Annotated in this window: 26 protein-coding genes; 18 read left to right on the top strand and 8 right to left on the bottom strand. The window is 45.5% G+C overall.

Going from position 1 to position 23,542, the window contains the following annotated elements; genetic code table 11:
- The first annotated feature begins 49 nt into the window (after positions 1-49).
- Positions 50-1,075 (top strand): ribosome small subunit-dependent GTPase A, encoded by a 1,026-nt coding sequence (gene rsgA, locus K2225_RS03240; protein WP_220583444.1) that lies wholly within the window; start codon positions 50-52, stop codon positions 1,073-1,075.
- Between the two features lie 72 nt (positions 1,076-1,147).
- Entirely contained in the window at positions 1,148-2,911 is a 1,764-nt protein-coding gene (locus K2225_RS03235; RefSeq protein ID WP_220583443.1) for a dihydroorotate dehydrogenase, read from the top strand.
- A 109-nt stretch (positions 2,912-3,020) separates the two neighbouring features.
- On the opposite strand, the gene K2225_RS03230 is transcribed toward K2225_RS03235, so the two are convergent.
- Entirely contained in the window at positions 3,021-4,331 is a 1,311-nt protein-coding gene (locus K2225_RS03230) for a glutamine synthetase family protein (RefSeq protein WP_220583442.1), read from the bottom strand.
- Between the two features lie 222 nt (positions 4,332-4,553).
- Between K2225_RS03230 and K2225_RS03225 the strand changes: the two genes are divergently transcribed.
- Both K2225_RS03225 and K2225_RS03220 read left to right on the top strand, forming a co-directional pair.
- Complete coding sequence (locus tag K2225_RS03225; protein ID WP_220583441.1) at positions 4,554-4,946, top strand: hypothetical protein; 393 nt, start codon at positions 4,554-4,556, stop codon at positions 4,944-4,946.
- Between the two features lie 116 nt (positions 4,947-5,062).
- Entirely contained in the window at positions 5,063-5,989 is a 927-nt protein-coding gene (locus K2225_RS03220; protein ID WP_220583440.1) for a manganese-dependent inorganic pyrophosphatase, read from the top strand.
- A gap of 276 nt (positions 5,990-6,265) precedes the next feature.
- Here K2225_RS03220 and K2225_RS03215 read toward each other — a convergent pair whose 3' ends face one another.
- Positions 6,266-6,796, bottom strand: coding sequence for a hypothetical protein (locus K2225_RS03215; RefSeq protein WP_220583439.1), 531 nt, complete (start codon positions 6,794-6,796; stop codon positions 6,266-6,268).
- Positions 6,797-7,180: 384 nt separating this feature from the next.
- On the opposite strand from K2225_RS03215, the gene K2225_RS03210 reads away from it, so the two are divergent.
- From K2225_RS03210 to K2225_RS03195, 4 genes are all read left to right on the top strand, one after another.
- Positions 7,181-7,792, top strand: coding sequence for a Type 1 glutamine amidotransferase-like domain-containing protein (locus K2225_RS03210; protein WP_220583438.1), 612 nt, complete (start codon positions 7,181-7,183; stop codon positions 7,790-7,792).
- A 188-nt stretch (positions 7,793-7,980) separates the two neighbouring features.
- The gene (locus K2225_RS03205; RefSeq protein WP_220583437.1) at positions 7,981-8,550 is read left to right on the top strand and encodes a copper resistance CopC family protein; all 570 of its coding nucleotides are present in this window, start codon (positions 7,981-7,983) and stop codon (positions 8,548-8,550) included.
- Positions 8,547-9,617, top strand: a complete 1,071-nt coding sequence (locus K2225_RS03200; RefSeq protein WP_220583436.1) for a copper resistance D family protein — start codon at positions 8,547-8,549, stop codon at positions 9,615-9,617. The genes K2225_RS03205 and K2225_RS03200 overlap by 4 nt, the downstream gene beginning before the upstream one ends.
- Positions 9,618-9,711: 94 nt before the next feature.
- Positions 9,712-10,725 (top strand): DUF1835 domain-containing protein, encoded by a 1,014-nt coding sequence (locus K2225_RS03195; protein WP_220583435.1) that lies wholly within the window; start codon positions 9,712-9,714, stop codon positions 10,723-10,725.
- Positions 10,726-10,770: 45 nt separating this feature from the next.
- Here K2225_RS03195 and K2225_RS03190 read toward each other — a convergent pair whose 3' ends face one another.
- On the bottom strand, positions 10,771-11,352 hold the full coding sequence (locus tag K2225_RS03190; RefSeq protein WP_220583434.1) for a GNAT family N-acetyltransferase: 582 nt from the start codon (positions 11,350-11,352) through the stop codon (positions 10,771-10,773).
- 113 nt (positions 11,353-11,465) lie between these two features.
- Between K2225_RS03190 and corA the strand changes: the two genes are divergently transcribed.
- Positions 11,466-12,416, top strand: a complete 951-nt coding sequence (gene corA, locus K2225_RS03185) for a magnesium/cobalt transporter CorA (RefSeq protein WP_220583433.1) — start codon at positions 11,466-11,468, stop codon at positions 12,414-12,416.
- A gap of 3 nt (positions 12,417-12,419) precedes the next feature.
- On the opposite strand, the gene K2225_RS03180 is transcribed toward corA, so the two are convergent.
- Together K2225_RS03180 and K2225_RS03175 are read right to left on the bottom strand one after the other, a co-directional pair.
- Complete coding sequence (locus K2225_RS03180) at positions 12,420-12,602, bottom strand: hypothetical protein (protein WP_220583432.1); 183 nt, start codon at positions 12,600-12,602, stop codon at positions 12,420-12,422.
- A gap of 481 nt (positions 12,603-13,083) precedes the next feature.
- Positions 13,084-13,473, bottom strand: a complete 390-nt coding sequence (locus K2225_RS03175; RefSeq protein WP_160912837.1) for an SET domain-containing protein — start codon at positions 13,471-13,473, stop codon at positions 13,084-13,086.
- 198 nt (positions 13,474-13,671) lie between these two features.
- Between K2225_RS03175 and K2225_RS03170 the strand changes: the two genes are divergently transcribed.
- A complete protein-coding gene (locus K2225_RS03170; protein ID WP_220583431.1) occupies positions 13,672-15,195 on the top strand; it encodes a glycine betaine uptake BCCT transporter in 1,524 nt (507 codons plus the stop codon).
- Positions 15,196-15,242: 47 nt separating this feature from the next.
- On the opposite strand, the gene K2225_RS03165 is transcribed toward K2225_RS03170, so the two are convergent.
- Positions 15,243-15,806, bottom strand: coding sequence for an FAD-dependent oxidoreductase (locus K2225_RS03165; protein WP_220583430.1), 564 nt, complete (start codon positions 15,804-15,806; stop codon positions 15,243-15,245).
- Between the two features lie 216 nt (positions 15,807-16,022).
- Between K2225_RS03165 and K2225_RS03160 the strand changes: the two genes are divergently transcribed.
- Entirely contained in the window at positions 16,023-17,408 is a 1,386-nt protein-coding gene (locus K2225_RS03160; RefSeq protein ID WP_220583429.1) for an MFS transporter, read from the top strand.
- Positions 17,409-17,561: 153 nt separating this feature from the next.
- Here the strand turns inward: K2225_RS03160 and K2225_RS03155 are convergent, their stop codons facing one another.
- Entirely contained in the window at positions 17,562-17,894 is a 333-nt protein-coding gene (locus tag K2225_RS03155) for a hypothetical protein (protein WP_220583428.1), read from the bottom strand.
- A 73-nt stretch (positions 17,895-17,967) separates the two neighbouring features.
- Positions 17,968-18,693: an SDR family NAD(P)-dependent oxidoreductase gene (locus tag K2225_RS03150; protein ID WP_220583427.1), complete on the bottom strand. Its 726-nt coding sequence runs from the start codon at positions 18,691-18,693 to the stop codon at positions 17,968-17,970.
- A 204-nt stretch (positions 18,694-18,897) separates the two neighbouring features.
- Between K2225_RS03150 and K2225_RS03145 the strand changes: the two genes are divergently transcribed.
- The 7 genes from K2225_RS03145 (at position 18,898) to K2225_RS03130 (ending at position 23,436) form a co-directional block, all read left to right on the top strand.
- A complete protein-coding gene (locus tag K2225_RS03145) occupies positions 18,898-19,431 on the top strand; it encodes an HD domain-containing protein (protein ID WP_220583426.1) in 534 nt (177 codons plus the stop codon).
- Positions 19,432-19,857: 426 nt separating this feature from the next.
- On the top strand, positions 19,858-19,992 hold the full coding sequence (locus K2225_RS19975) for a hypothetical protein (protein ID WP_255574143.1): 135 nt from the start codon (positions 19,858-19,860) through the stop codon (positions 19,990-19,992).
- Between the two features lie 118 nt (positions 19,993-20,110).
- The gene (locus K2225_RS19970; RefSeq protein ID WP_255574142.1) at positions 20,111-20,245 is read left to right on the top strand and encodes a hypothetical protein; all 135 of its coding nucleotides are present in this window, start codon (positions 20,111-20,113) and stop codon (positions 20,243-20,245) included.
- 87 nt (positions 20,246-20,332) lie between these two features.
- The gene (locus tag K2225_RS19965) at positions 20,333-20,461 is read left to right on the top strand and encodes a hypothetical protein (RefSeq protein ID WP_255574141.1); all 129 of its coding nucleotides are present in this window, start codon (positions 20,333-20,335) and stop codon (positions 20,459-20,461) included.
- Between the two features lie 178 nt (positions 20,462-20,639).
- Positions 20,640-21,911 carry a molybdopterin molybdotransferase MoeA gene (locus K2225_RS03140; protein ID WP_220583425.1) on the top strand — a complete coding sequence of 424 codons (1,272 nt, stop codon included), beginning with the start codon at positions 20,640-20,642 and terminating at the stop codon, positions 21,909-21,911.
- A gap of 4 nt (positions 21,912-21,915) precedes the next feature.
- Positions 21,916-22,929, top strand: coding sequence for a GTP 3',8-cyclase MoaA (gene moaA / locus K2225_RS03135; protein WP_220583999.1), 1,014 nt, complete (start codon positions 21,916-21,918; stop codon positions 22,927-22,929).
- An 81-nt stretch (positions 22,930-23,010) separates the two neighbouring features.
- Positions 23,011-23,436 carry a YwpF-like family protein gene (locus K2225_RS03130; RefSeq protein ID WP_220583424.1) on the top strand — a complete coding sequence of 142 codons (426 nt, stop codon included), beginning with the start codon at positions 23,011-23,013 and terminating at the stop codon, positions 23,434-23,436.
- Positions 23,437-23,542 lie beyond the last annotated feature (106 nt).

Here is a 23,542-nt window from a genome sequence, read left to right as displayed (position 1 = left end):
CACGGAGGACATCACTCGTAACGTCCTCCAAAATTTCAGGAGGAATCGAATGAAACGGAATGATTTTACAGAATTTTTCAAAGCACAAATGCACGAAGGGGACCACATCGGAAGGGTCACCCGTCTGACTCATGGCTTGTACACGGTCGTGGATGATGAGCAGGAGCGAAACGGAGAAGTATCCGGAAGGTTTCATCATACCGTCGAGGTAGACAAAGATTATCCGGCTGTCGGGGATTGGGTCGTATTTGAACCTTATGATGCAGGCGCGCGTGCAAAAATCCACCGCGTCCTGGACCGTCAGACAGTCTTGTCGAGGAAAAAGGCGGGCGGAAGTCATCAGGAGCAAATCATTGCAGCGAACGTCGGGACGGTTTTTATCGTCACTGCCCTGACTCAGGAATTTAACTTGAGAAGAATAGAGCGGTATGTCCAGCAAATTTATGAGAGCGGCGCAAGCCCCGTCGTCGTCTTAACCAAAAGGGACTTGTGCGACACGGTTCCTGAACATATCGCTAAAGTCGAAAGTGTCGCCCCTGGTGTTCCTGTCTATGCCGTCGATAGTTTGACAGGCACAGGAATGAAAGAACTGGTCACTGAATTGCGAGTGGGCGACACGATTTCCCTTGTCGGTTCTTCTGGTGTCGGCAAGTCGACACTCATCAACCATCTGCTCGGTATGGAGAAACAAGCCACCCAGGGCGTCCGTGAAGAGGATCAACGCGGGCGGCATACGACGACACATAGAGAGTTGTTCGAACTGCCGAACGGAACCTACATCATTGACACACCCGGCATGCGTGAATTGCAGCTATGGGGTGGCGATGAAGAAGGGGTCGACCAGACGTTCTCTGATATCGATCGTTTGAGCGCATCTTGTAAGTTCAGAGACTGCAAGCATGAACGAGAGCCGGGATGTGCGGTCCAGCAGGCCATCGACGAAGGTGAACTCGATGTTGCACGTCTGAAAAGCTACAACAAGTTGAAACGGGAGTTGAAGCGGCTCGAGTTGAAGGATCGGTACGGAACGCATCGCACAAACCGGATGCTGCACGGACCGAACGCGATCAAGTAGGAAAAAGAGGTGCCGGTTCCGGTGCCTCTTTTCTTATGGAGTTGAAACATTCTTATTGAAAAGGAAGATATTATGCCGGATTGGTCTTATCATGTGTTGTTCAAACCTTGGCTATCAAAACTTTCCCCTGTGACTTCAAGGGAATTTTTACATAAAAATATGAACCGGATTGCCTCTCTTCCAGGAGGCGGGCATATCATTCATTTCCTAGGGAGAGAGGAGATCTCTGAACGACTCGCAACTTCATTAGGAGAAGAGCCGATCCCTGGACCTGTGGGGCTATCAGGAAAGATCGATCCACGATTATCAGGTACGAAAGCCTTCCGTAATCTAGGATTCAGCATGATTGAAATTGGACCGGTGACACTGGAACCAGAGAAAGGGGACGACCCCATAAGAAATGAAGGGCGGCTGCTGCTTCCTGATCAGGGGGAGGCGATCGGTCTGGAAGAAACGGTCCGACGTCTTGAAACGGTGGATGCAGAGATTCCCTTTCTCTTTCACTTGCGTGGGTCCCAAGAGGAAATCATGAAAATGGCAGAAGCACTACAGCCTTTTCACGGGATATTCAGTGTCCCGCATCATGAGTGGAAGCCGGAACTTATCGATATCCTCTCAAAATGGAAACCTGTTTTTTTAAGAGTGCCCAGTGGAGACGTTTCTGAAGTTCGTAGACTTGAAGGAGTGGAAGGGGTCATCTTAGAAGAATCCAGTAGGGAGGGGACAATAGAAGCGCACAAGGATGCATTGGAAAAGCTCCAGGGCTATGATGTGATCACGGTCGGAGGGGTGGGAGAGCCTGCAGATGCGCTCGACCTCCTATCCGCAGGAGCAAACATGGTGTTTCTCTCAGCCGAATACGTTGAATCTGGCCCTGGATTACCCAAGCGGATCCATGAAGCGCTGCTGGATGAAAAATTAGAAGCATGTGAAAGAGAAACCGGCTGGATGTGGTACTTCCTTTTTGGACTGGCCGTTTTTCTAGGGGGACTCCTTGCCTTGGTGTTCAGTTTGACCTCCGTCATCCTTCCTTATGATGAAGCATTTCTGGGGATATCGAGACAGGAAGTGCTTTTGTTCAATGAACGGATCCTCTGGTTTATGGCCCATGACCGGATGACGCTTGCCGGCACGATGATTTCCGGTGGGCTGCTATACATGTGGCTGGCTCGATTTTCTGTTTCAAAGGGAGAAAAGTGGGGGAAGCAGGCCATTGATTTTGCTGCAATCGCAGGTTTTCTAGGTATTCTCTTTTTTATCGGTTATGGTTATTTTGACTGGCTGCACCTGTTATTCTGGATCATCCTCCTGCCCTTATATGTGACGGGTTGGATTAAGTCCAGAGGTCTGTCTGGAAATCCAACATCGAAGAATCGGAAAAATGATCGTACGTGGCTGCTTGGTGTCTATGGGCAATTTTGCTTTGTCGTTCTGGGATTCTCGTTTGTCCTTGGAGGCATGATCATTTCCTATATTGGCATGACCGGGGTCTTTATTCCGACAGATGTCCAATACTTATGCATGCCGCCTGAACTGATTCAGAACTTCAATGAACGATTGATCCCCGTCATCGCTCACGACCGCGCCGGATTCGGAAGCGCACTCTTCAGTGTCGGTTCTCTCGTCCTGATGAGCGCTTTGTGGGGGTACCACCAGGGGAAAAGGTGGTTCTGGTGGATGTTCCTAATCGGAGGAATCCCCGCCTTTGCTGCAGGAATTTTTGTACACGTCATGATCGGTTATACGACATTCATCCACTTGCTGCCTGCGTACATCGCTCTGTTCTTTTACGTAGGAGGCTTGGTTCTGTCCTATCGTTACTTAATGGATAAATGAAGCGAATGGGTCATCCGATTTGAGGAAGCCTGAATCACGCCCAAGAATTTTGAAACAAACGCACACAAAAAAGCAGCGCTCCATCAGAGGAGCGCTGCTTTTCTTTATCTTACTTGTTCATATATTTGTCGATTTCCCACTTGCTTACTTGCAAGGAGTACTGAGTCCACTCATCTTCTTTGTCTTCGATATACGCATTGGCTGTGTGATCGCCAAGAGCTTTAAGAAGAACTTCGTCTTTCTTAAGAGCAGAAAGAGCTTCTTTCAAGTTTGTAGGAAGTGTTGGTACACTGTCGTCCTCAACTTCGTAAAGGTTACGGCTTTCTGCTTCACCTGCATCATATTCGTTACGGATCCCTTCAAGACCAGCTTGGATCAGTACCGCAAGCGTCAGGTAAGGGTTCGCTGTCGGGTCCGGGTTACGGACTTCGAAACGAGTACCTTGACCACGTGTTGTTGGTACACGGACCATACAGCTACGGTTGGAGTGAGACCAAGCGATACTTACAGGTGCTTCATAACCAGGAACAAGACGCTTGTAAGAGTTTACGTTCGGGTTCGTGATCGCTGCGATCGCACGAGCGTGGTGAAGGATACCTGCGATGAACTGTTTCATTGTTTTAGAAACGCCATCTTTCGCATCTTCATCATAGAAAGCACTGTCGCCATCTTTGAATAGGGAAAGGTGGGCGTGCATTCCAGAACCGTTCTCGCCTGCGATTGGTTTAGGCATGAATGTCGCGTGATAATCGTGGTTTGTAGCGATATCTTTTACGACGTTTTTGAACGTTTGGATGTTATCTGCTGTTTTCAGCATGTTATCGAAGCGGAAGTTGATTTCGTGCTGACCCATCGCTACTTCGTGGTGGGAAGCTTCCATTTCGAAACCGAATTTTTTCAGTGTACGTACGATATCACGACGCACTTTGTCCCCTTTATCTTTAGGAGAAGCATCGAAGTATCCACCGCGGTCGTTCATTTCGCGGATTGGGTAACCATCTTTGTCCAATTTGAATAGGAAGAATTCTGGTTCTGGACCGACGTTTACAGTGTAACCCATCTCTTCGGCTTCTTTCATTGCACGTTTAAGGATGTAACGAGGGTCTCCTTCGAATGGAGTGCCATCTGGCTTGTAGATATCACAAATGAAGCGCGCGCTGCGATCTTCATCGACCAAAGAAGGAAGTAGTAGGAATGTATCTAGATCTGGAACGAGATACATGTCACTCTCTTGGATATCGGAAAAACCGGAAATGGAAGAACTGTCGAACATCGCTTCATTTGCTAAAACCATTTCTAGCTCTTCAGCTGGTAGTTCAACATTTTTCGTATCCCCATACATATCTGTGAATTCTAATAGTAGAAATTCAACGTTGTTTTCTTTTACTTCCTGAATAATTTGCTCTTTTGTGTAAGTCATACATTACCCTCTCTTTAACAATTTTATTATGAGATTTGTATCCGGAATAGTGCTGGATATGTACCTCACTTTTTCTTATGTAAGGAATTCTAACACATAGTGTAGACAAATCTCAAATGTCTTTTATGTAAATTCCCTTATTTTTTTCACTTAAACCTATGATTTAGCAAAAAATATCGTGCTCCTACATAAGGTAGATTATAAGTGGAATGGAGGGATGGAATGAACCGTAAAAAGCTTGTTATCATGCAGTCTTTGTCCATTTTTGGGTACTTGATATTTACATCATTCGCCACAGTGAAAGTCCAGGGGACGGCTCTTATGACAGAAAATTTTTATTTTTATATTATTTTCTCACAATTTGTCTATGTCCCGGTAGGAATTCTACTCGCTCTGCCTGAGTTGCTCCGTCAATGGGAAGAGGAAGGGCAGTGGAAATGGAAGAAAAGGTACGGGCTGTTTTTTCTTTTCCCTACTTTATATATGATGCTGGTTCCCTACGTCATCCCTGTCGATTCACTCTTTCCGAATCTACTGATCACTAATCCTTCGGTAAGTTCAGTCATCCAGGTTCTATGCGGTTACTTTTTGATAAAAGGGTTCGAAAAAGAATAGCATTCCTTCCATATTAAGGGGAATGATAGGAGAAGATGGACTATGGCTGCAATCTATTTTATAATCGAGACGGACAAGACATCCTACATACCCTTGATAAAGAAAGGAAGATTTTTGTGAGCAAAACATTCATTTTCGGACACAAGAACCCCGATACGGATACGATTACTTCAGCACTCGTGTATGCTGAGTTGAAAAAAGCCCTTGGCGAAGTGGTAGAAGCGGTTCGTCTCGGGGAAGTAAATGGAGAAACTCAATTTGCATTGGATCAGTTCAATGTCGACGCGCCGCGTCTTGTTGAGCGTGTATCGGATGAAGTCGAGCAGGTCATCCTTGTCGACCATAACGAGCGCCAGCAGAGTGCTGACGATATTGATGAGGTGCAGGTGCTAGAGGTCATCGACCACCACCGGATTGCAAACTTTGAAACAAAAGGACCTCTTTACTATCGTGCCGAGCCTGTCGGATGTACGGCAACGATTTTGAACAAGCTGTATAAGGAAAAAGGCCAGCAAGTATCGCAGCCAATGGCAGGGCTGATGCTGTCTGCGATCATTTCCGATTCCCTGCTGTTCAAATCACCAACATGCACAGACGAAGATCGTAAAGCAGCGGAAGAACTTGCAGCGATCGCTGGTGTAGATGCTGAGGAATACGGCTTGAAGATGTTAAAAGCAGGCGCAGACATCGGTGACAAGACAGCAGAAGAACTGATCTCCCTGGATGCAAAAGAGTTCGACATGGGTGATAAAAAAGTAGAGATTGCTCAAGTGAACACGGTTGATACAGATGATGTGCTTTCCCGTAAGAGCGAACTTGAAGCAGCGATCGAAAAGAACGTTTCTGAAAAAGGATTGGACTTGTTCCTGCTAGTCGTTACAGATATTTTGGAAAGCGACTCTACAGTCGTTGCGGTCGGTAACGAAACAGAAGCAGTGGCAAAAGCTTTCGAAACAGAGCTTGATGGCAATCAGGCTGTTCTGAAAGGCGTTGTCTCCCGTAAGAAGCAGATCGTACCTCCATTAAACACCTATTTCGGTTAAGATGAAAAAAGCGAACGCCTCACAACGAGGCGTTCGCTTTTTTTATAGCATTCATTCTCTTCCATATAAGCTCCCAAATGCGGAAGGATAGGTTATGAGACTTTTAATGAGTGGGTGGGGACTGAGGGGTGCGGGGAATGGCTCGCTTCAACCTCGTGCAGGCCCTTCATTCGCCCACGGCAGGCGAACCTTTTCCCGGAGACCCTAAACACCCGCAAAAGTCTCAAATTCAAGTCTTAAACAATCCTGCTATTTTTTAATAGCTGCCATAGATATCTACGATAGAAACTGGTCATTAAATGAACGGATCGTTTCTGTCAGGGCCTGCATTTTTTCCTTGTCAGATACCGTGAAAGATTCTTTTTCTATTATGTATTTCACGTCGGTATGGATCTGTTTTAAAGCGGTTGTGATTTCCTTGATTTTGTCAGACTCCTCATTTTTGAATGACTCCCTCGTAATCACCGATCGAAGTTTGAATAACTCATTCGAATAATCACGGAAGTATCCTTTTTCCAATTCATTTGATCGTTCGGCAGCATTCAATAGCCTTTGATTTCCGGTCAGTTGCTGGAGGCTGCGGGTGAGCAATGTCCCAGCGTAGAATTCTGCTTTTTCATCTTCTGTGCTATGAAACGACTCAAAAGATAGGGTGACGTCTTCTATTCGAAAGGGAAGTTCCGATACTGCAGAAGTAGCGGCATCTCTAGTGAAGGTGTCAATCTCTGAGGACCTGGTTGCATCGAACCAAAGATAGGCGAAAACGATACTGGTTAATAAGAAGATTCCTGTAAGAATTTTGTACATGGGGATCGGGCTCCTTTTTGCTATCCATCATTAACCGTATCGTATCATGGAACACGTCCACATGTTGATAAAAAGAATTGAGTATTCCATGAACTTTTGAAATAATTGGTAAAGAGTGAGTGGATTCAACCATGCGGATCTTCGTGCAGTATGTCGTTGCTTTCTGTATTTCTTTCTTGAGCGGAGTCGTTACATTTCATAAAAGAGAATGTTCACAAATGACGTACTATGGGCTATGGTGTTCTTTCTGGTAGGTTTTCTTATTTTCCCCGCTCATTCCATCGGGGTGACATGGTTTCGTGCTGTTTTCATAACATTCGGGAGTTCGAGTAGTTGGGCTGTTGTTCTTTTGTACATGTTCCATAAAAAGAAAGGTGAGGTGGAATGGGAGCATTAATTCTTTCAGGTGGCGGAAGTGCAGAGCAGAACGTGAAAGCTCATGAAGCGTTCGTAGAGAGGCTTGACCAAAGAAAGCCGCTCCTTTATATCCCGGTCGCCGGGGACCCTGAACAGCGGCCTCATGAAGAGAGTTTCCGTTACATAAAAAATTGTCTCAAGCCGTTCGGTATGTCTAAGTTTAAAATGTGGACGGAAATTAACGATCGTTCAATAGAGGAAATTCAAACATACTCGGGGGTCTATATCAGCGGAGGTTGTTCCTTGAAGCTGCGAAGGTTGATGGGTGAGAGTGGATTCGATCGTATTCTCCTGGAGTATTACAAACAAGGCGGCGTCGTTTTCGGTCAGAGTGCAGGTGCGATGCTGTTCGGAGAGGCCCCTTCAGGAGGAGTTTTGAACCTTGTGGAGGGCTACAGGATCTGGTGTCACTACAAACCTGAGAATAAAAGGGAAATCGATATAGTCACAAGAAGAGACGGATTACAAATCCTCGCTATGGAAGACGGCGGATCTGTCCTTGTTTCTGATAAGACGATAAAGAGGGTCAGTGGTGGTATCTATATATTTGATAGAGGTAAGAAAAACACCATTCAATAAACCCTCGATGGAAGGGACCTCGACAAAGTCTTGGTTCATGTTTCCTTCATGAGCGGAGGTTTTTGTTCACCAAATTGTCCATGTTTTCCTCTGGTATTCCTACCTTTGCTCTGATTAAATGAGAGAAGGAGTGAACCATCGCTCCTTTACATTCGTAGTCTTTATAAAAGAGAAAAAGGAGTAGGACCATGAAATATATCTCTATGTTTTGTTTACTTACTGTACTTGCACTGCCAATGACGGTAGGGGCACATACACATCTTGAAAGCTCAGAACCTGCATCAGGAGAGGCGTTAACCTCTGAAGACCCTGGTGTCACACTGACCTTTGACTCAAAAGTCCAGGAGCCTACTGCCCTGACGGTTACAGGTGAAGATGGACAGGAGTTCGACATAAAGAGCTATACCCATTCCCCTGAAAATGTGATTGAATTCAGCATTCCTGATGAAGTCGATGGTGGGGAGATCGAGGTCTTCTACAGCATCATCGGGGAAGACGGGCACGTTATGGAAAATCAGCTGCCTTTTACCTATGCGGTGAACGAGGAGTCAGCTGTACCTGAAAAGGACACCGAAACAGAAGAACCAGCAACGACTTCAGGTGAAGATGAAAATGCGAACGGAGAAGCATCTGAGAGTGACCAAGTGGCAGCGTCCAACCAGGGGAATGAATCGATGGTCTGGATTGTACCGGTACTTGGATTCGGGATTTTGATTACGGCTGTCCTTGTATTTCTAGGGATCAAGAAAAAATCATGATTCATGCGTTAACGAATGGAGGCCTCTATGCTTGTCTCTCCATTCTGATCGGAGCAAGCCTCCTGTCCTTTTCCGATGAAAAGCTTGCTCATCGAAGAAAGACATGGACTGTCATCACTCTGGTTGTACCTGTTTTCGCTTTATTTCCCATCATAGAGCTCTCGGTTATGCTTCAGGGTTATCGCGATGGCAGCTTTTTGTCGAGTCTCATTCACGTGCTTACCCAGTTGAAGGGAGGACAGTCATGGATTCTTTTATTTTCCCTGTCTGTTCTTCATATGGTGTTGCTGAACACAGTTAAAAGGCCAAAGATCGTCTATTCATTCAGTTTACTAATCATCGTGGGTATGATTCTCACCCAAAGTATGACGGGGCATTCCGCGAACACAAATTCTTTTCAAGGGGCTCTCTTTCATACCATTCATTTTATCGCTGTAGGCGTATGGTCTGGAATATTGCTGGTTGTCAGCTTTTTTTCTGATTGGGAGCACCATTGGGAATCCTTTGTGGGCTGGTTTACGAAGGTAGCTATCGGCTGTATCGTTTGGGTGATTCTGACTGGAGTAGCTATGAGTTTATTATTATCAGAGAGTATCGTAGGTTCATGGATGCTCTCCTATGGTCAGGCGTTGTTAGTCAAACATCTTCTGTTTATCGTTCTCCTGCTGTTTGCTTTCATCAATGGTTTTCTCATAAAGCGCTTAGTAGCGGAGGATGCCGGTTTCTCACCCAAGCGCTGGTGGAAAGCGGAAAGTCTTCTCGTCGTTTTCATCTATACGATTACAGGATACATGACTGAACAAGAAACGCCGCATAATATTGCACAAACACTGGAGCAACAGGAACCTTCTGTCCTTTTCCGTCTATTCACAACGGTTGACGGGCTCGGCCCATTGACCCTTGCTCCAAATTTGATCAGTATCGCTTCTTTGGTCTTAGCTTTCATTTTTCTGCTGTTTACCGCAGTGATGGTCAAGCGCAACTCGCTGTCAGGTACTTTTTTCGTCAGTGCCATGGTTGTATGGTGCTTGTACCTGGGTCTTATGAGCAGTGTATCACTGAGTTAAGCGGACACCTATGCGGGTGTCCGTTTTTTATAAAATGAAACCATTAACCTGTTGAATCGTATTTACGTTTATTCCTTATTAAAGGAGGTAGGAAATGGAACGATCCATGAAAAGAAAACTGGAACTATTGAAGGAAGACGAGATGCGTACCATCCTGCTTCATCAGTGGACGCTCTTCTCTTATGTAGAAATGGGGAAGATTTCAGAGAAAGAATGGTTCGATCGGATAAAAGAAATGAATGAAAGAACAGAACGAGAGTGTGATGATCGTCTGACTCCGTTCCAAGGGGAGGAAGGGAACGATGTAGAGCACGTACATATCGTCTTTAGTGAATCTACGAAAGGCTCTTTGCAACTTGCTTTGAACCAAAAAGAGTCGAGGGAAGAAGTCATAGCTCTTTCTCCTATGTTTTCCATCGGGCCCATTCAGGATTTGGATAAAATGGAAGGCATCGAAAAGCGGAAGGAATGGCTGTTCTATCATCTTGTCATAGATGATGAAGAGTGGATGCACATGGGAGAAGATTCCCTGAAGACCATTGAAGACTTAAGGTCCATTCCAACTGGGGTGCCGATCACGATCTGGGCCGGTACCAATGCCCATGAACAGACCGGATTACGTTTTGTTATGCACCTTTTGAAAAATAAACCCAACGAAATCGATGTGGTTCAAGTAACGGATGTTTTAGATTTTCCGCTTCACACAGGGGAACTCTCTCCCGATCGTTTTGCGGTTTTGTTGGAGCGTTCCTTTAGGTTCCCCGTGTCCGGACAGATCAAGAAATCCTATCAGGACGAATGGCACGCTTTATCCGAGGAAAATGCGAATCTCCGAGTTTGGGAGGACGGCATCCAATCGAAGTCTGAAGACTATTTTGATGCGGCTCTCATCCAATCATTAAAAAGGTTGCAGGGAGAAAGCGGAGATTACATAAAAGCAGCCCGATTAATTGGGGAAGTACTGGGGCACTCGTCACAAGTCGTGGGGGACAGCTTTTTTGAGTACCGAGTCCGTGAACTTGTCCTGCAGAGGGAATTCCTGATTCGTGGTGTTCCTAGAGGGATGAGGTATTACGAAGTGAAAGGGAACACAGGACAAGTCATTTAGAAGGAAGGAAAAAGAAAAAGCTTGGCTGCTTAGCCAAGCTTTTTTCTATGCACGTTTCATCCATTCTTCTCTAAGGATACCCATACGGATCGAATCATAAAACCGTCCCTCATAAATGCGGCATTTCCTTAAGCGACCTTCGACTTTCATGCCGAGCTTTTCCCCGACACGCATCATGCGCTCATTTTTGGACCATGTCGTGAGACCTACGCGGGCAAGGGGGAGCGTGCGGAAAAGGTAGTCGACCCAAAGCTCAAGGGCTTCAGAGCCATACCCTCCGTTCCAATAGTCGGGATCATAGATGCCGATGCCGACTTCGAGCCATAGGGATGCTTTGTGCTCCCAATAGTAGGTGACCGTACCGATGGTCTTTCCGTCTACTTCGATAATGAGTCGTGAGTCGGGTTCGTTTGGGCCGAGTCTGTTTATGCGGGCTTTTTCATGACTCCGATAGCTTTCAAGCGTATGAGGCTCGAGCGGATAATAGGGCGCATCCCATTTCTTCCATTCCGGTTGGTCGCCATTGTAGATCAACTGGTACAAGACGGGAATATCTTTCTCAGTGATCGCCCGTAAAGTTACCCGTTGTCCTTTCAATTGTTCGTCGCTTTTCAATCGTTGCAGCATCCACGTGCCTCCGTTCCTTCTTTTCTTCCATCGTACCATAAGTAAGAATGGTTGTTTGAATCATTTCATTTACGGTTATAAAAGAATAAGACGTACATAGGCAGGTGAAATGCATGATTGAGGTTATGGCTTATAATCGAGAGTCTGGGTTGCATGACGATCTCTCCATCGAAGAACTTTCCAGTGGGGATTGGGACTGGTATTGGGTCGACTTCAATCAACCCTCGGAGGGGGAAGTGACCCTCTTAGAAAAAACGTTCGAGTTCCACCCATTGGCGGTTGAGGACTGTTTGCACGGGCTGCAGCGTCCGAAGCTGGATTACTATGACGATCACAGCTTCATCGTTGTCCACTCCATAAATCCACAGACCCTGGAGCGGGAGGAAATCAACGTTTTTCTCGGTCATTGTTCCATCGTCACTTTTCACAAAGAAAAGAATGAACCGCTGGAACAAGCGAAAAGGATCGTCAAGGGGAACAAGCAGCATGAGGATGTCGACGAGTATTATGTCTTTCATCAGATCCTGGATAAGGTCGTCGATCATTATTTTCCGATCATTTATAAAATTGAGGACCATATCAATGAGATCGAAGACAACACGAAAGATTTGTCGATGGAAAGGCTGCTGGAGGAGTTGTTTGATCGACGCAGTGAACTGCTGACGTTGAGGCAGACGATTCACCCGATGCGAGATTTGCTCTACCGAATATTGAATACAAGGCACTTGGACGGGGTGTTTGATCGACGGGAATACTTTGCAGATATCCATGACCACTTGATTAAAGTGGCCGACATGGTTGCATCGAACAGGGAAATGACCCAGGACATCAGAGACAGCTACTTATCCCTGAACTCCCACGAAACGAACCGGACGATGCAGATCCTTACCGTCATCAGCGTCATTTTCATGCCGCTGACATTCATCGTTGGTGTGTATGGCATGAACTTTGCCAACATGCCTGAGCTGCAGACAGAGTACGGTTATTTTGTCGTCTGGGGAGTCATGATTGCTGTCGCGATTGCTATGTTCATCTGGTTCCGAAACAAAGGATGGTTTGATTGAACCTCAGACGTAAGACGGAAGCCACCCGGGTGGTTGGCTTCCGTCTTTTTTCAGTCTGGAGGATGAAGGGAAATCACTCCAACGGCCGTTAGAAAGAAAAGCGAGGCGGTCTATACTTAAAGTACCAACAAAACGAAGGAGATGACCGGAATGATCAACATCTTTGAAATCTCTATCGATATCCATGATCGCCGCCCTCGCTGATTATATAGAAATAACGCTCGTGACTGAGAGGTCGCGGGCGTTTTTTTGTTGAGCACATTACATAGGATCTGCTTGTTAGGGGCTTTGGACATTTATCAGTCTCAATTAAGAGTTTATCGATTACTTTTAAGCTTTTATCAGTGGCTATTGAGGTTTTAACGGTAATTTTTGCACTTTTATCGGTGGGTTTGAAGCATTTATCAGTATCTATCTCTCTGAGACAGAAGGCGGAAGCGGCTCAGTCCTTTCTCCTCCGTCTTTTTTCGGTCCAGAGGATGAAGGGAAATCACTCCAACGGCCGTTAGAAAGAAATGGAAAGCGCTCTATACTTAAAGTAACAAGAAAACAAAGGAGATGACCGGAATGATCAACATCTTTGAAATCTCTCTTGATATCCAGGAGCGCCGCCCTCGCTAATAAAAAACGGTCGTGACGAATGTCACGACCGTTTTTAAATATTCATTTAAGATTCTTCTTCGTCCTGGTCGAACCAAAGAAGTTCCTGTTCATCAACAAAACCATTGTAGTTGATGTACACTTCTTCATCCGCTTTGATATCTTTGTAAGCATAAAAGTCGAACGTGTGTGTCTCGAAGTTGATGACATAGTTGGCATTCGGCTCATAGGAGTGGTTGAACATCATTCCATAGCCGAGCACAAAGGCCGTATGGTTTTCGCCATATTCGAACGCATAATCAGCCAGGCGGGTTTTTTCAATGTGGACGTGTTCTTCATTTGGATAAGGGATGACAGGAGCCTGGTGGATGAGCTCATTTTTGGCAATATCCCTTTTTGCGAAAATGCCGCGGTTCAATTCTTCGTTTTCCAGTGTAGACGTACGTACTTCGATCATCGTCTCACCTCCGTAATTTTTTCTTCTATAAAAGCGATCCGTTTCCACGGATATTCTCGTTTCTTCGACTATTCAAGTCTGACAGGTATCGAAATGGAAAGCAACTTTCTTATTTTTCAGTTTTCCTCAAAAAGAATAGGAAAAGCATGTGGAAAGATACTATCTCTAACAATCTTTTTTGGAAGGGATCGCTTGCTGATGAAAAAATTCAATACAGTTTTCAAGGTTTCAGCTGGAATCATGCTTGTCCTCGTCATCATTGGGGTCGTCTGGCCGGATGGTTTGGAACAGATGACTACGAATGTCAAAAGCTTCATCGCCAACAAACTGGGATGGTATTACCTGATCGTCGTCACATTATTTGTGCTTGTTTGTCTCACGTTCCTTTTCACACCGCTTGGGCGGATCAAGTTAGGGAAAAAGGGGGAAAAACCCGAATTTTCACGTCCGACCTGGATTGCAATGCTGTTCAGTGCCGGCATGGGCATCGGGATCGTGTTCTGGGGAACAGCGGAACCGATCAGTCACTATGCGCTCAGTTCACCGACAGGAGAAACAGGGACCGATCAGGCGATCAAAGATGCGATGCGGTTCACCTTTTTCCACTGGGGCATTCACGCCTGGGCCATTTATGGGATCGTTGCGCTTGTGCTCGCTTATTTCAATTTCCGTCACGGTCATGCAGGGCTTATTAGTGCCACATTAAAACCGTTGATCGGAGAAAAGGCAGCAGAAGGGGTGGTAGGAAAAGTCATTGATATCCTTGCCGTCATCGCGACCGTCATCGGGGTGGCGACGACTCTTGGGTTTGGTGCCGTGCAGATCAATGGAGGGCTTTCCTATCTTTTTGGTATTCCGACCGGGATTGTCGTTCAATTCATTATCGTAGCGATCGTCACCATTTTGTTCATGATTTCCGCCTGGTCGGGTTTAGGAAAAGGAATCAAGATCCTCAGTAATGCGAATATGGCGCTCGCCGGGCTCCTTTTCCTTCTCGTCTTTATAGTGGGACCGACGATGTTCATTTTGAACATCTTCACCAGTTCGATCGGTGCCTATTTTCAATACTTGCCTACCATGAGCTTTCGGATTGCTCCTCTTAATCAGGAAACGCGTGAATGGATCAATGCGTGGACGATTTTTTACTGGGCATGGTGGATTGCGTGGTCACCGTTTGTCGGAGTATTTATTGCCCGGGTTTCGAGAGGGCGAAGTATTCGTGAGTTTGTTTTCACAGTCCTTGTTGTTCCGTCCATCATCGGATTCTTATGGTTTGCTGCCTTCGGGGGTACAGCTATACAACTGGAGCACAATGCGATTGATACGATTTCATCTCTGGCGACAGAAGAATCGTTATTCGGAGTATTTTCAAACGTACCACTCGGCTGGCTGGCTTCAATTGTTGCCATGACACTGATCGCTACGTTCTTCATCACCTCCGCAGACTCAGGGACTTTTGTCCTCGGAATGATGACAACAGGCGGTTCCGAAACACCTGGAACATCCATCAAGCTGACATGGGGTGGATTACTGTCTGCCACAGCTTTAGCGCTTCTTTACACAGGAGGGCTGCAGGCATTGCAAAATACGATGATCATCGCGGCTTTGCCTTTTTCGATCATCATGTTGATGATGGTCATCAGTTTTGTGAAGGCGATCTATAAAGAAGGCAGGGAGCTGGGTGTAGGACGGTTCAACCCGCCGGACGATAAAAAATCATAAAGCAAGCCCCTGGTCTGAAAAGATCAGGGGCTTGTTTTGTTACGTATTTATTTACTCATAACGTCATGATCTACATAGCGTTTTCCATTTAACTCACTAATGACGTTGATGGCGACCTTCGCCCCATCACCTGATGTCACAATCGTATGGACACTTACTCCCGCAACGGTGCCGGCGGCCCAGACTTTCGGCTTGGACGTCCGTCCATGTTTGTCGGTTTCGATGATTTTTGCCACACGCGGTTCGGTTCCTTCGACAACATCAAGACCGAAGGATTCGGCAGCTTTCACAGACATGCCGGTCGCGAAAATGACGTGGGAGGCTTCATAACTGCCCTCAGTTGTCTGGATGACGTAGAGCTGTTCTTTTTCCTCAATGGAAACCACATCATTCCGGATGATTTCTGCCCCGAATTTCTCCGCCTGTTTTTGTCCCTGCTTTAATAACTTCGGACCTTCAATCGGATCGACGCCGTAGTGGTTTTCGACCCAGGCTTTCGCTGTAATGCTTTTTCCGTTATCAAAAAGAATCGTTTTCTTTCCTGCTTTTGCTGTGAAAAGTCCGGCACTGGCACCAGCAGGTCCGGCACCGATAATCGCTACATCGTACATCCAACCACTCCTTTTTGAAGTCTCTCCTCCATTATATCTGAATTTTCCGTCTATTTAAATTTTGACAGTATGGTTATGTTGAACAATCGGGAGCTTAGACGAATAAAGAATAAGGTTGAATTGAATTTTCCATATCCAACGTTTGACCGTTGCTTTATTTGGTTATGTCCTGTAGAATCATTTCGGGTAACGAAATAAAGGGAGGGAGATCAAAACATGAAAGAAGAACAACAAGTCCGTAACCCAAAGGGATTATTGATCTCTCTTTGCGCGGTTATGATGATGTCAGTGATGAATGGAACAATGTTCAACATCGCTGTTCCCGATATAGCTAAAACCTATCAATTGATGCCATCGGAAGTCAGCTGGGTCATGACCGGATATATTATGGTCTATGCTGTCGGAGCTCTCACATACGGGAAATTGGCGGACTTCTATCCGTATCGAACATTGATTACGTTCGGCCTCAGTATTTTTTGTGCCGGCTCTTTATTTGGCTTTTTCGCTCAAAACTATGGGATGGTGCTGCTAGCCAGGGTCATCCAGGCTGTCGGTGGGGCCATGATCCCAGCGCTCGTTTTCCTGGCACCGATCCGTTATTTTCCGAATGAACGCGGGAAAGTGCTTGGCATCGTTTCCTCTGTGATGGCGTTCGCTTCAGGTGTAGGCCCGATTGCGGGCGGCTTCATTGCAGGTTTTCTCGATTGGCGTTATTTGTTCTTAACGTCCGCATTGATTATTATTACCTTGCCATTCCTGCGTAAAAACCTGCCGCAGGAAGAGTCGAAAAAAGGGTACATCGATTACGTCGGTGCCGCTTTGATCGCTGGGGTGATTTCCACGCTTATGCTTGGTATTACACTGGGTATCACATGGTTATTCGCCTTTACGGTTCTATTCTTTGCTTTGAATTTATGGAGGATGAAGGCGATCGATGAACCATTCATCCCGGCTCATCTATTCAAAAGCAATCAGTACAGAGCCACCATCATTACAAGCTTTCTCGGCGTCGTGTGTTTGTTCGGCATGATGTTCATGCTGCCGATCATGTTTCGTGATGCCTATGGACTCGGAACGATGATGATTGGTCTCGTCCTTTTCCCTGGTGCCTTAAGTGCTGCCTTGATGGGTCAAAAAGGTGGGAACCTCGTCGATTCGAAAGGGAACACGTTCGTTCTCTATATGGCTTTAGGGTTGCTGGGGACCGGGTTTATCGTGTTGTCTACACTCGTCGGAGCTCATCCGTATATCGTAAGTGCAGCGATTATCGTTTCCTACATGAGCTTCCCGCTCGTGCAGGCATCATCCGCTGACATCCTTGCGAACATTTTACACAAAAATGAAACCGGAGTAGGCATGGGAGTGTTCAACTTGCTCAACTTCGTATCCGGTGCTCTGAGTGGCGCCTTGATCGGCAAAGCGCTTGACGTATTCAATCCGATCCAGCCGTTCAACTGGTTTGGCTTTGAAGGAACAACGGCGGTTTACAGTAACATTTTTCTTGCTTTTGCCCTTATCATTATTTTAGGGTTCCTGCAGTTCCGATTAAATTTTTATAAAAAAGAACAGACGTATGCACAAAAGAAACCCGCTTCCTTGTAAAAGGAGCGGGTTTTCGTCTTATGTAAAAAAATTGGCGAAGGAGTCTCTGAGATAGGCATGAAGACAAAGGGGGTCACTCCTTCGCTGGGAAGAAGATTCATTATGATTCGACATTTACATCCTACAAATGATTCTATAATAATTGCACAAAAGTTATACCAGGATAGAAGTTTCGTTTTCCACCATATCTTCACTGTATTTTCTTCGGCACGTACTTTCAGCAATATGGTCCTGCCATTCGCCTTCAATTTCTTGATAAACATCATCGACACACTCGCCATCGATAATCATGACGAACGGCTCTTCTTTGTTCATGAATAGGAAAAATGATAATAATTTCGGAAGGTGCCCAGCATCAGCGATCAGCTGATTTTGATGTAAGTATAAGTCACACCCATTTTTCGAAATCGTTTTGTACACTTTCATGATCTGGTTGGTTTTCAACGGGCGGTTCAATGTGATTTGGTAAGAAGACAGTTGATTCACTGTCGTCACCTCCGTAATGTTTTGTTGCTATATCACTACCCGTACAAAACTTGTACTAAACATTTCGCCATTTTCAGTGTTCATAAATCATCTTTCGAGTCATACCGCCATCCAAGGTCACATTTTCTCCATTCACAAAACCATTTTCCCGATCCGTTAAATAAAAACAAGCTTTCGCAACATCCTTGACGGTACCTGCACGATTGGACAAATGTTGATGATGGTCCTTGTCTCTCAAATCATCAGGATCTCCCGTATGGATCCAACCTGGACTGATGCTGTTCACCCGAATATTGTAGGGAGATAAAGAAGCGGCCATCGCATGGGTCAGTGCGAAAATGCCCCCTTTACTTGCGGCATACGCTTCCGAGTCAGGCTCAGACATGAATGCCCTCGTGGACGCGATATTCACAATCCGTCCTGGAATGTCTTCTTGCTTCCACCGTTCCGCTGCATATTTAGCAAAAAGAAAACAGCTGCGCAGGTTCGTATTCAGCACATGGTCCCATTCGTTAACATCCAGCTCGAACATCGATTTGAACTCGCTCACGCCAGCATTGTTGATCAATATGGAAAAAGGCTCCCTAATGTTTTGAAAAAGGGTTTCGACCTGCTTTGGATCACTCACATCACACCGCAAAAACAGCCCATCCACACTTTCCATTGTTTCCCGGCCTTTTTCTTCATTTACATCACAGCCAATCACGCGGTACCCTTCCTCTGCATAAGCTGTAGCTAATCCACGTCCAATGCCCTTGGCAACGCCTGTGATCAGAACCGTTTCGTTCTGTTTTGTCATGGTTATCCCTCCCCGGTATCGTTTCCTTTTTCTATTATAGGGTAAACTTCCTTGTGGATGTGAAATAAAGGGTTGAGCCATAAACTCCTCACCACGTATCCCTTCACCATCAATCTCTCCTAAAGCGGCCATCCTTATGAGTGGAATCTTGTTCTAAAAGGGTAAATCATGGTATGATCTTTCTTAAAAATCGGAGGTGATCGTATGAAAAGAGTGACACTCGTCGATGTGTTCAAACACCGCATTACTCAGAAGTACTTGCAGCGCTCAGGCATCAACCACGCGGTCACCGTTGCAGGATACGCATTTGATATGGCTGTGAAAAAGGGAGTGGACCCTGATCTTGCTACCAAATCAGCTTTGCTTCATGACATGGGACATTATGAATGGTACCGGGACGGCAAATGGGATTATGACGAATACCGAAAGTCCGATATCCATGCAATCAAAGGAGCAGAACGGGCGCATAAGCTCCTGATCCGGCTCGGAGAAGACCGTCTTGTAGCGAAAGAGGTGTCTGTCGCTGTTCTTCTCCACACAGACAGTTATCTGCCTTTTGGTTTGGAAGAAAAAAGAACCGCGCTTCAAGATGTGGTTGCAAAAGCCGATGAAAAGGATGAGCAGCCGATGGGGCTGCACCATTACAAACAAATGGACAGAAGCGAAGCCTTGAAACGATTGCACGAATTGGATTTGAAAATCGAAGAATTTTTAGAAAATGATGATGAGCTGGCATAACTGACGCTGGCCTTTCATACAATGGATCAGAGCAGGGGCGTTAAAGGGCAGAATTTTCTGCCCTCCTAAAAAAGTCAAGAATATTTTGGAAATGGGCTTTACTTTCCGTAAAACGTCCTATATAATTTCCAGTGTAAGAAAAATTTCTCAGAAAGCGAGGTCGGAAAACCATGAAAAATTGGATGACACAAAACCAAACCAACTTCATACCATCGACCTGCGCGGAGATCCAATACTGAGATCTATGACTATTCATAAAAAGCATTCATAGGAGCCGCAGGAGATGCATAATGTATTCCTGTGGCTTTTTTAATGGAGAAATTTCTCTAAAAAAGCCGCAGCATGCCCTGCGGCTTTTTCTTATGCTATCTAAGAGTAAAATTACTCTTTAGATATAAATATTACACTTAAAAAGGAGGGGTTTTCATGACGATTCAATTTTTCATTTTTACGATTACCGTTGCGAAAAACAAGAGAAGTTATCAGCCGTTACCAGGATACCGACCGACGGCCAAAGACCAGTGGCTCGACCGGAAGTCCGCATTCAGCCGTTACATGTAACAGGTACAAATAATAAGGAGGAGATGGAAATGGGAGAATTACTAAGAATGGCGTTTATGAACTGGTTGAATGTTGAGAAGGATACCGCTTAGCCTCAGTACAAAGAGGAGGAAAATACATGAGAATCCATATGATTCTGTTTACCATCATTATTGAACGTGCGGATGTCGCCTCTGTCGAGAAATCGAAACGACGCAGCCGGCAGATCGGACAGAAAATCAATGATGTAAAAATCAAATATACATTCATATAAACGATGAAACCTCTGCTTAACAGGCAGAGGTTTTGTCATAAAATCCTTCTTTCCTTGGGACAATAGGAAAGAGGGGAGTGAATGAACATGGCATCTGGAAACAAGAAAATAACGAAGCGTAATGAGAAAAAGCATGCGCGTAAAGAAGAAAGACGCAGCAAGAAACAGGATGAGACAGCAATCAACCACGTTGTCAATGTGTACGATCCTATTTAAATGAGACCAAGCCCGGAGCTGTTGCTTCGGGCTTTTTTATATCCAAAACATCAGCAGGATTCGCGTTTATTTTCCGAGCGTTTGGGGAAAAGAACACAATCCTGCATAGACAATCTTTGAAAAAATATGAATATTCCTATATGTTCAAAGGAAGACGTTATTAAAGGAAGGATCGAAGATGAACTTACATAGAAAACCACTCCCTGTCTCTGAAGCTGTCGACAGGGTCATGATGGATAAAAAAGCAGGAAAGGTTGAAACCATTCCTCTTGAAAATAGCGATGGCCGTCATTTAGCTGAGGACTTACTTGCCACTCATCCTGTTCCTCCGTTCAACAAATCTCCTTACGACGGATTTGCTCTGCGTGCGGAGGATACGAGGCATTTATCACGGGATAATCCAGGACACTTTCATGTAACGGAGACGATTGGTGCCGGCCAGCTGGCAAGTCACCCGGTAGAAAAAGGAGAAGCGGTCCGGATCATGACTGGGGCTGAAATTCCAGATGGTGCGGATTGTGTCGCGATGTTTGAAATCTGCCAAACCTACGATGATCAGGGCACTTCCTATATGACATTGAAGCGTTCAATGGATAAGGATCAGAATATTATCGGCAAAGGTTCAGAGACAGAGGAGGGGACCGTGCTCGTTGAAGCTGGTACCCGCATCAACCCTGGTGTGAAGGCTCTGCTCGCAACATTCGGATATCCGGAAGTCAAGGTATATCAGAAACCGAAAATCGGCGTTTTTGCAACAGGGACAGAACTGCTTGATGTGCACGAACCGCTTCAACCGGGGAAAATCCGCAATTCCAATGCTCCCATGATCTTATCCCAAATCGAACGCGCCGGAGCGGAAGGCCACTTTTTAGGAAAACTTGTAGATGACTTTGACGCTTGTTACGAAGCGGTTTCCCGTTCCTTGCACGATTACGATTTCCTGATTACAACAGGAGGTGTATCGGTTGGGGATTATGACCTGATGCCAGACATTTATGAAGAGCTGGGGGCTCAGGTGCTCTTTAACAAAGTTGCGATGCGCCCGGGGAGCGTAACCACCGTCTCAGAGCTTGACGGTCAGCTTCTTTATGGACTAAGCGGCAATCCGTCTGCCTGTTACGTTGGTTTTGAGCTATTCACCTATCCAATCATTCAAACGTTGCTTGGGAACCCTAGACCTTTCCATACACGAATCAAAGCAACACTCGGGGAGGACTTCCCTAAACCGAATCCATTCACCCGGTTCGTACGTGGAAAAATTCACTACGAGGATGGGAAGGTGATGGCGTCACCCGCAGGGATGGACAAATCAAATGTCGTCACATCCTTAGCTCATACAGACGCCTTTCTTGTCCTTCCCGGAGGAACGAGAGGGTTTGAAAAAGGAGACGCTGTAGAAGCGATTCTTTTAGAAAATCAAGGCGGACAAAAATATTTCGAGGAGGGGTGATCTTATCAAATCCCACATCATTGATCAACTCGGTCGTCCCATTAAAGATTTAAGAATATCTGTAATCGATCAATGCAATTTCCGATGTACATATTGTATGCCGGCAGAAATCTTCGGTCCGGATTATGCATTTTTACCTAAAGAAGAACTCCTGAGTTTTGATGAAACCGTGCGGCTTGCTGAAATCTTTGCTAAATTTGGAGTGGAAAAAGTACGTTTGACCGGTGGCGAACCGCTGATGAGGAAAGATCTTGCTGACCTTGTGCGCCGGTTAAAAGAGATCGACGGCATCGAGGATATTGCCGTTACGACGAATGCGGTCTTTCTCGTCAGACAGGCCCAGAAACTGAAGGATGCCGGGCTTGACCGTGTGAACATCAGTCTTGATGCGATTGAAGATCACGTTTTCCAGGAAACGAATGGACGCGGAATCAAAACGAAACCGGTATTAAAAGGGATCGAAGCAGCAAGAGAAGCAGGTTTGAAAATAAAAATCAACATGGTCGTCAAAAAAGGAATGAATGAAGATCAAATCCTGCCGATGGCGCGTTATTTCAAAGGAACGGGCGATACGCTCCGATTCATTGAATTCATGGAAGTCGGCAACCACAACGGCTGGAATATGGATGCGGTCGTTTCGAAAAAATGGATCATCGAACAGATCGATCAAGAAATGCCGCTCGTCGCACAAGATCCGAATTACTATGGAGAGGTAGCCTCCCGTTACAGCTATAAGGACGGATCGGGAGAAATCGGAGTCATTTCCTCCGTGACGGAAGCTTTTTGCTCAAGCTGCACAAGGGCTCGTTTGTCCGCAGACGGCAACCTGTACACATGTCTTTTCGCCTCTTCCGGCTATGATTTGAAAACTATGCTGCGTGAAGGGGAGAGCGATGATGCGATTACGGATTATCTGCTTGCGATATGGACAGGTCGAACGGATCAGTATTCGGTCGACAGAGCCCAAGGAAAGCCGATGAAAGAGAACAAAATCGAAATGTCTTACATCGGAGGATAAAAAAAGGTCGAAATCAGTCTTTGCTCCAGTCCTCTCCGTGTTCTATAATAGAGGTAATTATCATTCTCGGAGGTCATTCGAATGAAAACCTTTAAACTGATTTCACTGGATATCATGGAAGAAAAGCACGATGATATTACTCAAAGACGCATTAAGCTCGAAGACGGTTTAATTATCAACAGGGAAGATGATCACGGCCGTTGGATTATTGAAGTTTACGTAGATGAGAGTTATCGGGATTTCTTTGAAACGATGAAAGAAAAGGAAGAAGAAATCATCATCCAAGTAAAGATTACGAAACAAAGCAACCGTCCAGCGACTTTCCTTGTGAAACCGATTGATGTCAATATGATCGGTGACCGGATGAATGTCATCTTTATGGGAACGATTGTCGATCGTCAGCAAGAACAAGTGGAATGGGTGTTAAAGCAATTGATGGATGAAGGCTATCAGGGAGAAGACCTCTTAGAAGAATTCAAAAAACGTGGCCAGGAATCAAAAGCATAAGCAAACGATTGGAGGCGTCTGATATTCAGACGCCTCCGACGTGTGTATTAGTTCAAATGTCTTACATTTTTTAAAAAACGGAAGTAATTTGTCGAATATCCTGCTA

The sequence above is a fragment of the Halobacillus sp. Nhm2S1 genome (assembly GCF_019599545.1).
Classification (GTDB): domain Bacteria; phylum Bacillota; class Bacilli; order Bacillales; family Halobacillaceae; genus Halobacillus.
Note: the sequence above shows the minus strand (reverse complement) of the source record. Positions and strands in the feature narration are given on the sequence as shown.

Coding starts and splice junctions, on each gene's coding strand:
- K2225_RS03205 (WP_220583437.1), top strand. CDS start 7,981: ATGAAATATATCTCTATGTTTTGTTTACTTACTGTACTTGCACTGCCA.
- K2225_RS03165 (WP_220583430.1), bottom strand. CDS start 15,806: ATGTACGATGTAGCGATTATCGGTGCCGGACCTGCTGGTGCCAGTGCC.
- K2225_RS03140 (WP_220583425.1), top strand. CDS start 20,640: ATGAACTTACATAGAAAACCACTCCCTGTCTCTGAAGCTGTCGACAGG.
- K2225_RS03170 (WP_220583431.1), top strand. CDS start 13,672: ATGAAAAAATTCAATACAGTTTTCAAGGTTTCAGCTGGAATCATGCTT.
- corA (WP_220583433.1), top strand. CDS start 11,466: ATGATTGAGGTTATGGCTTATAATCGAGAGTCTGGGTTGCATGACGAT.
- K2225_RS03130 (WP_220583424.1), top strand. CDS start 23,011: ATGAAAACCTTTAAACTGATTTCACTGGATATCATGGAAGAAAAGCAC.
- K2225_RS03190 (WP_220583434.1), bottom strand. CDS start 11,352: ATGCTGCAACGATTGAAAAGCGACGAACAATTGAAAGGACAACGGGTA.
- K2225_RS19965 (WP_255574141.1), top strand. CDS start 20,333: ATGGCATCTGGAAACAAGAAAATAACGAAGCGTAATGAGAAAAAGCAT.
- K2225_RS03200 (WP_220583436.1), top strand. CDS start 8,547: ATGATTCATGCGTTAACGAATGGAGGCCTCTATGCTTGTCTCTCCATT.
- K2225_RS03230 (WP_220583442.1), bottom strand. CDS start 4,331: ATGACTTACACAAAAGAGCAAATTATTCAGGAAGTAAAAGAAAACAAC.
- K2225_RS03210 (WP_220583438.1), top strand. CDS start 7,181: ATGGGAGCATTAATTCTTTCAGGTGGCGGAAGTGCAGAGCAGAACGTG.
- K2225_RS03145 (WP_220583426.1), top strand. CDS start 18,898: ATGAAAAGAGTGACACTCGTCGATGTGTTCAAACACCGCATTACTCAG.
- rsgA (WP_220583444.1), top strand. CDS start 50: ATGAAACGGAATGATTTTACAGAATTTTTCAAAGCACAAATGCACGAA.
- K2225_RS03175 (WP_160912837.1), bottom strand. CDS start 13,473: ATGATCGAAGTACGTACGTCTACACTGGAAAACGAAGAATTGAACCGC.
- K2225_RS03180 (WP_220583432.1), bottom strand. CDS start 12,602: ATGGATATCGATAGAGATTTCAAAGATGTTGATCATTCCGGTCATCTC.
- K2225_RS19975 (WP_255574143.1), top strand. CDS start 19,858: ATGACGATTCAATTTTTCATTTTTACGATTACCGTTGCGAAAAACAAG.
- K2225_RS03215 (WP_220583439.1), bottom strand. CDS start 6,796: ATGTACAAAATTCTTACAGGAATCTTCTTATTAACCAGTATCGTTTTC.
- K2225_RS03225 (WP_220583441.1), top strand. CDS start 4,554: ATGAACCGTAAAAAGCTTGTTATCATGCAGTCTTTGTCCATTTTTGGG.
- K2225_RS03160 (WP_220583429.1), top strand. CDS start 16,023: ATGAAAGAAGAACAACAAGTCCGTAACCCAAAGGGATTATTGATCTCT.
- K2225_RS03195 (WP_220583435.1), top strand. CDS start 9,712: ATGGAACGATCCATGAAAAGAAAACTGGAACTATTGAAGGAAGACGAG.
- K2225_RS03150 (WP_220583427.1), bottom strand. CDS start 18,693: ATGACAAAACAGAACGAAACGGTTCTGATCACAGGCGTTGCCAAGGGC.
- K2225_RS03235 (WP_220583443.1), top strand. CDS start 1,148: ATGCCGGATTGGTCTTATCATGTGTTGTTCAAACCTTGGCTATCAAAA.
- K2225_RS19970 (WP_255574142.1), top strand. CDS start 20,111: ATGAGAATCCATATGATTCTGTTTACCATCATTATTGAACGTGCGGAT.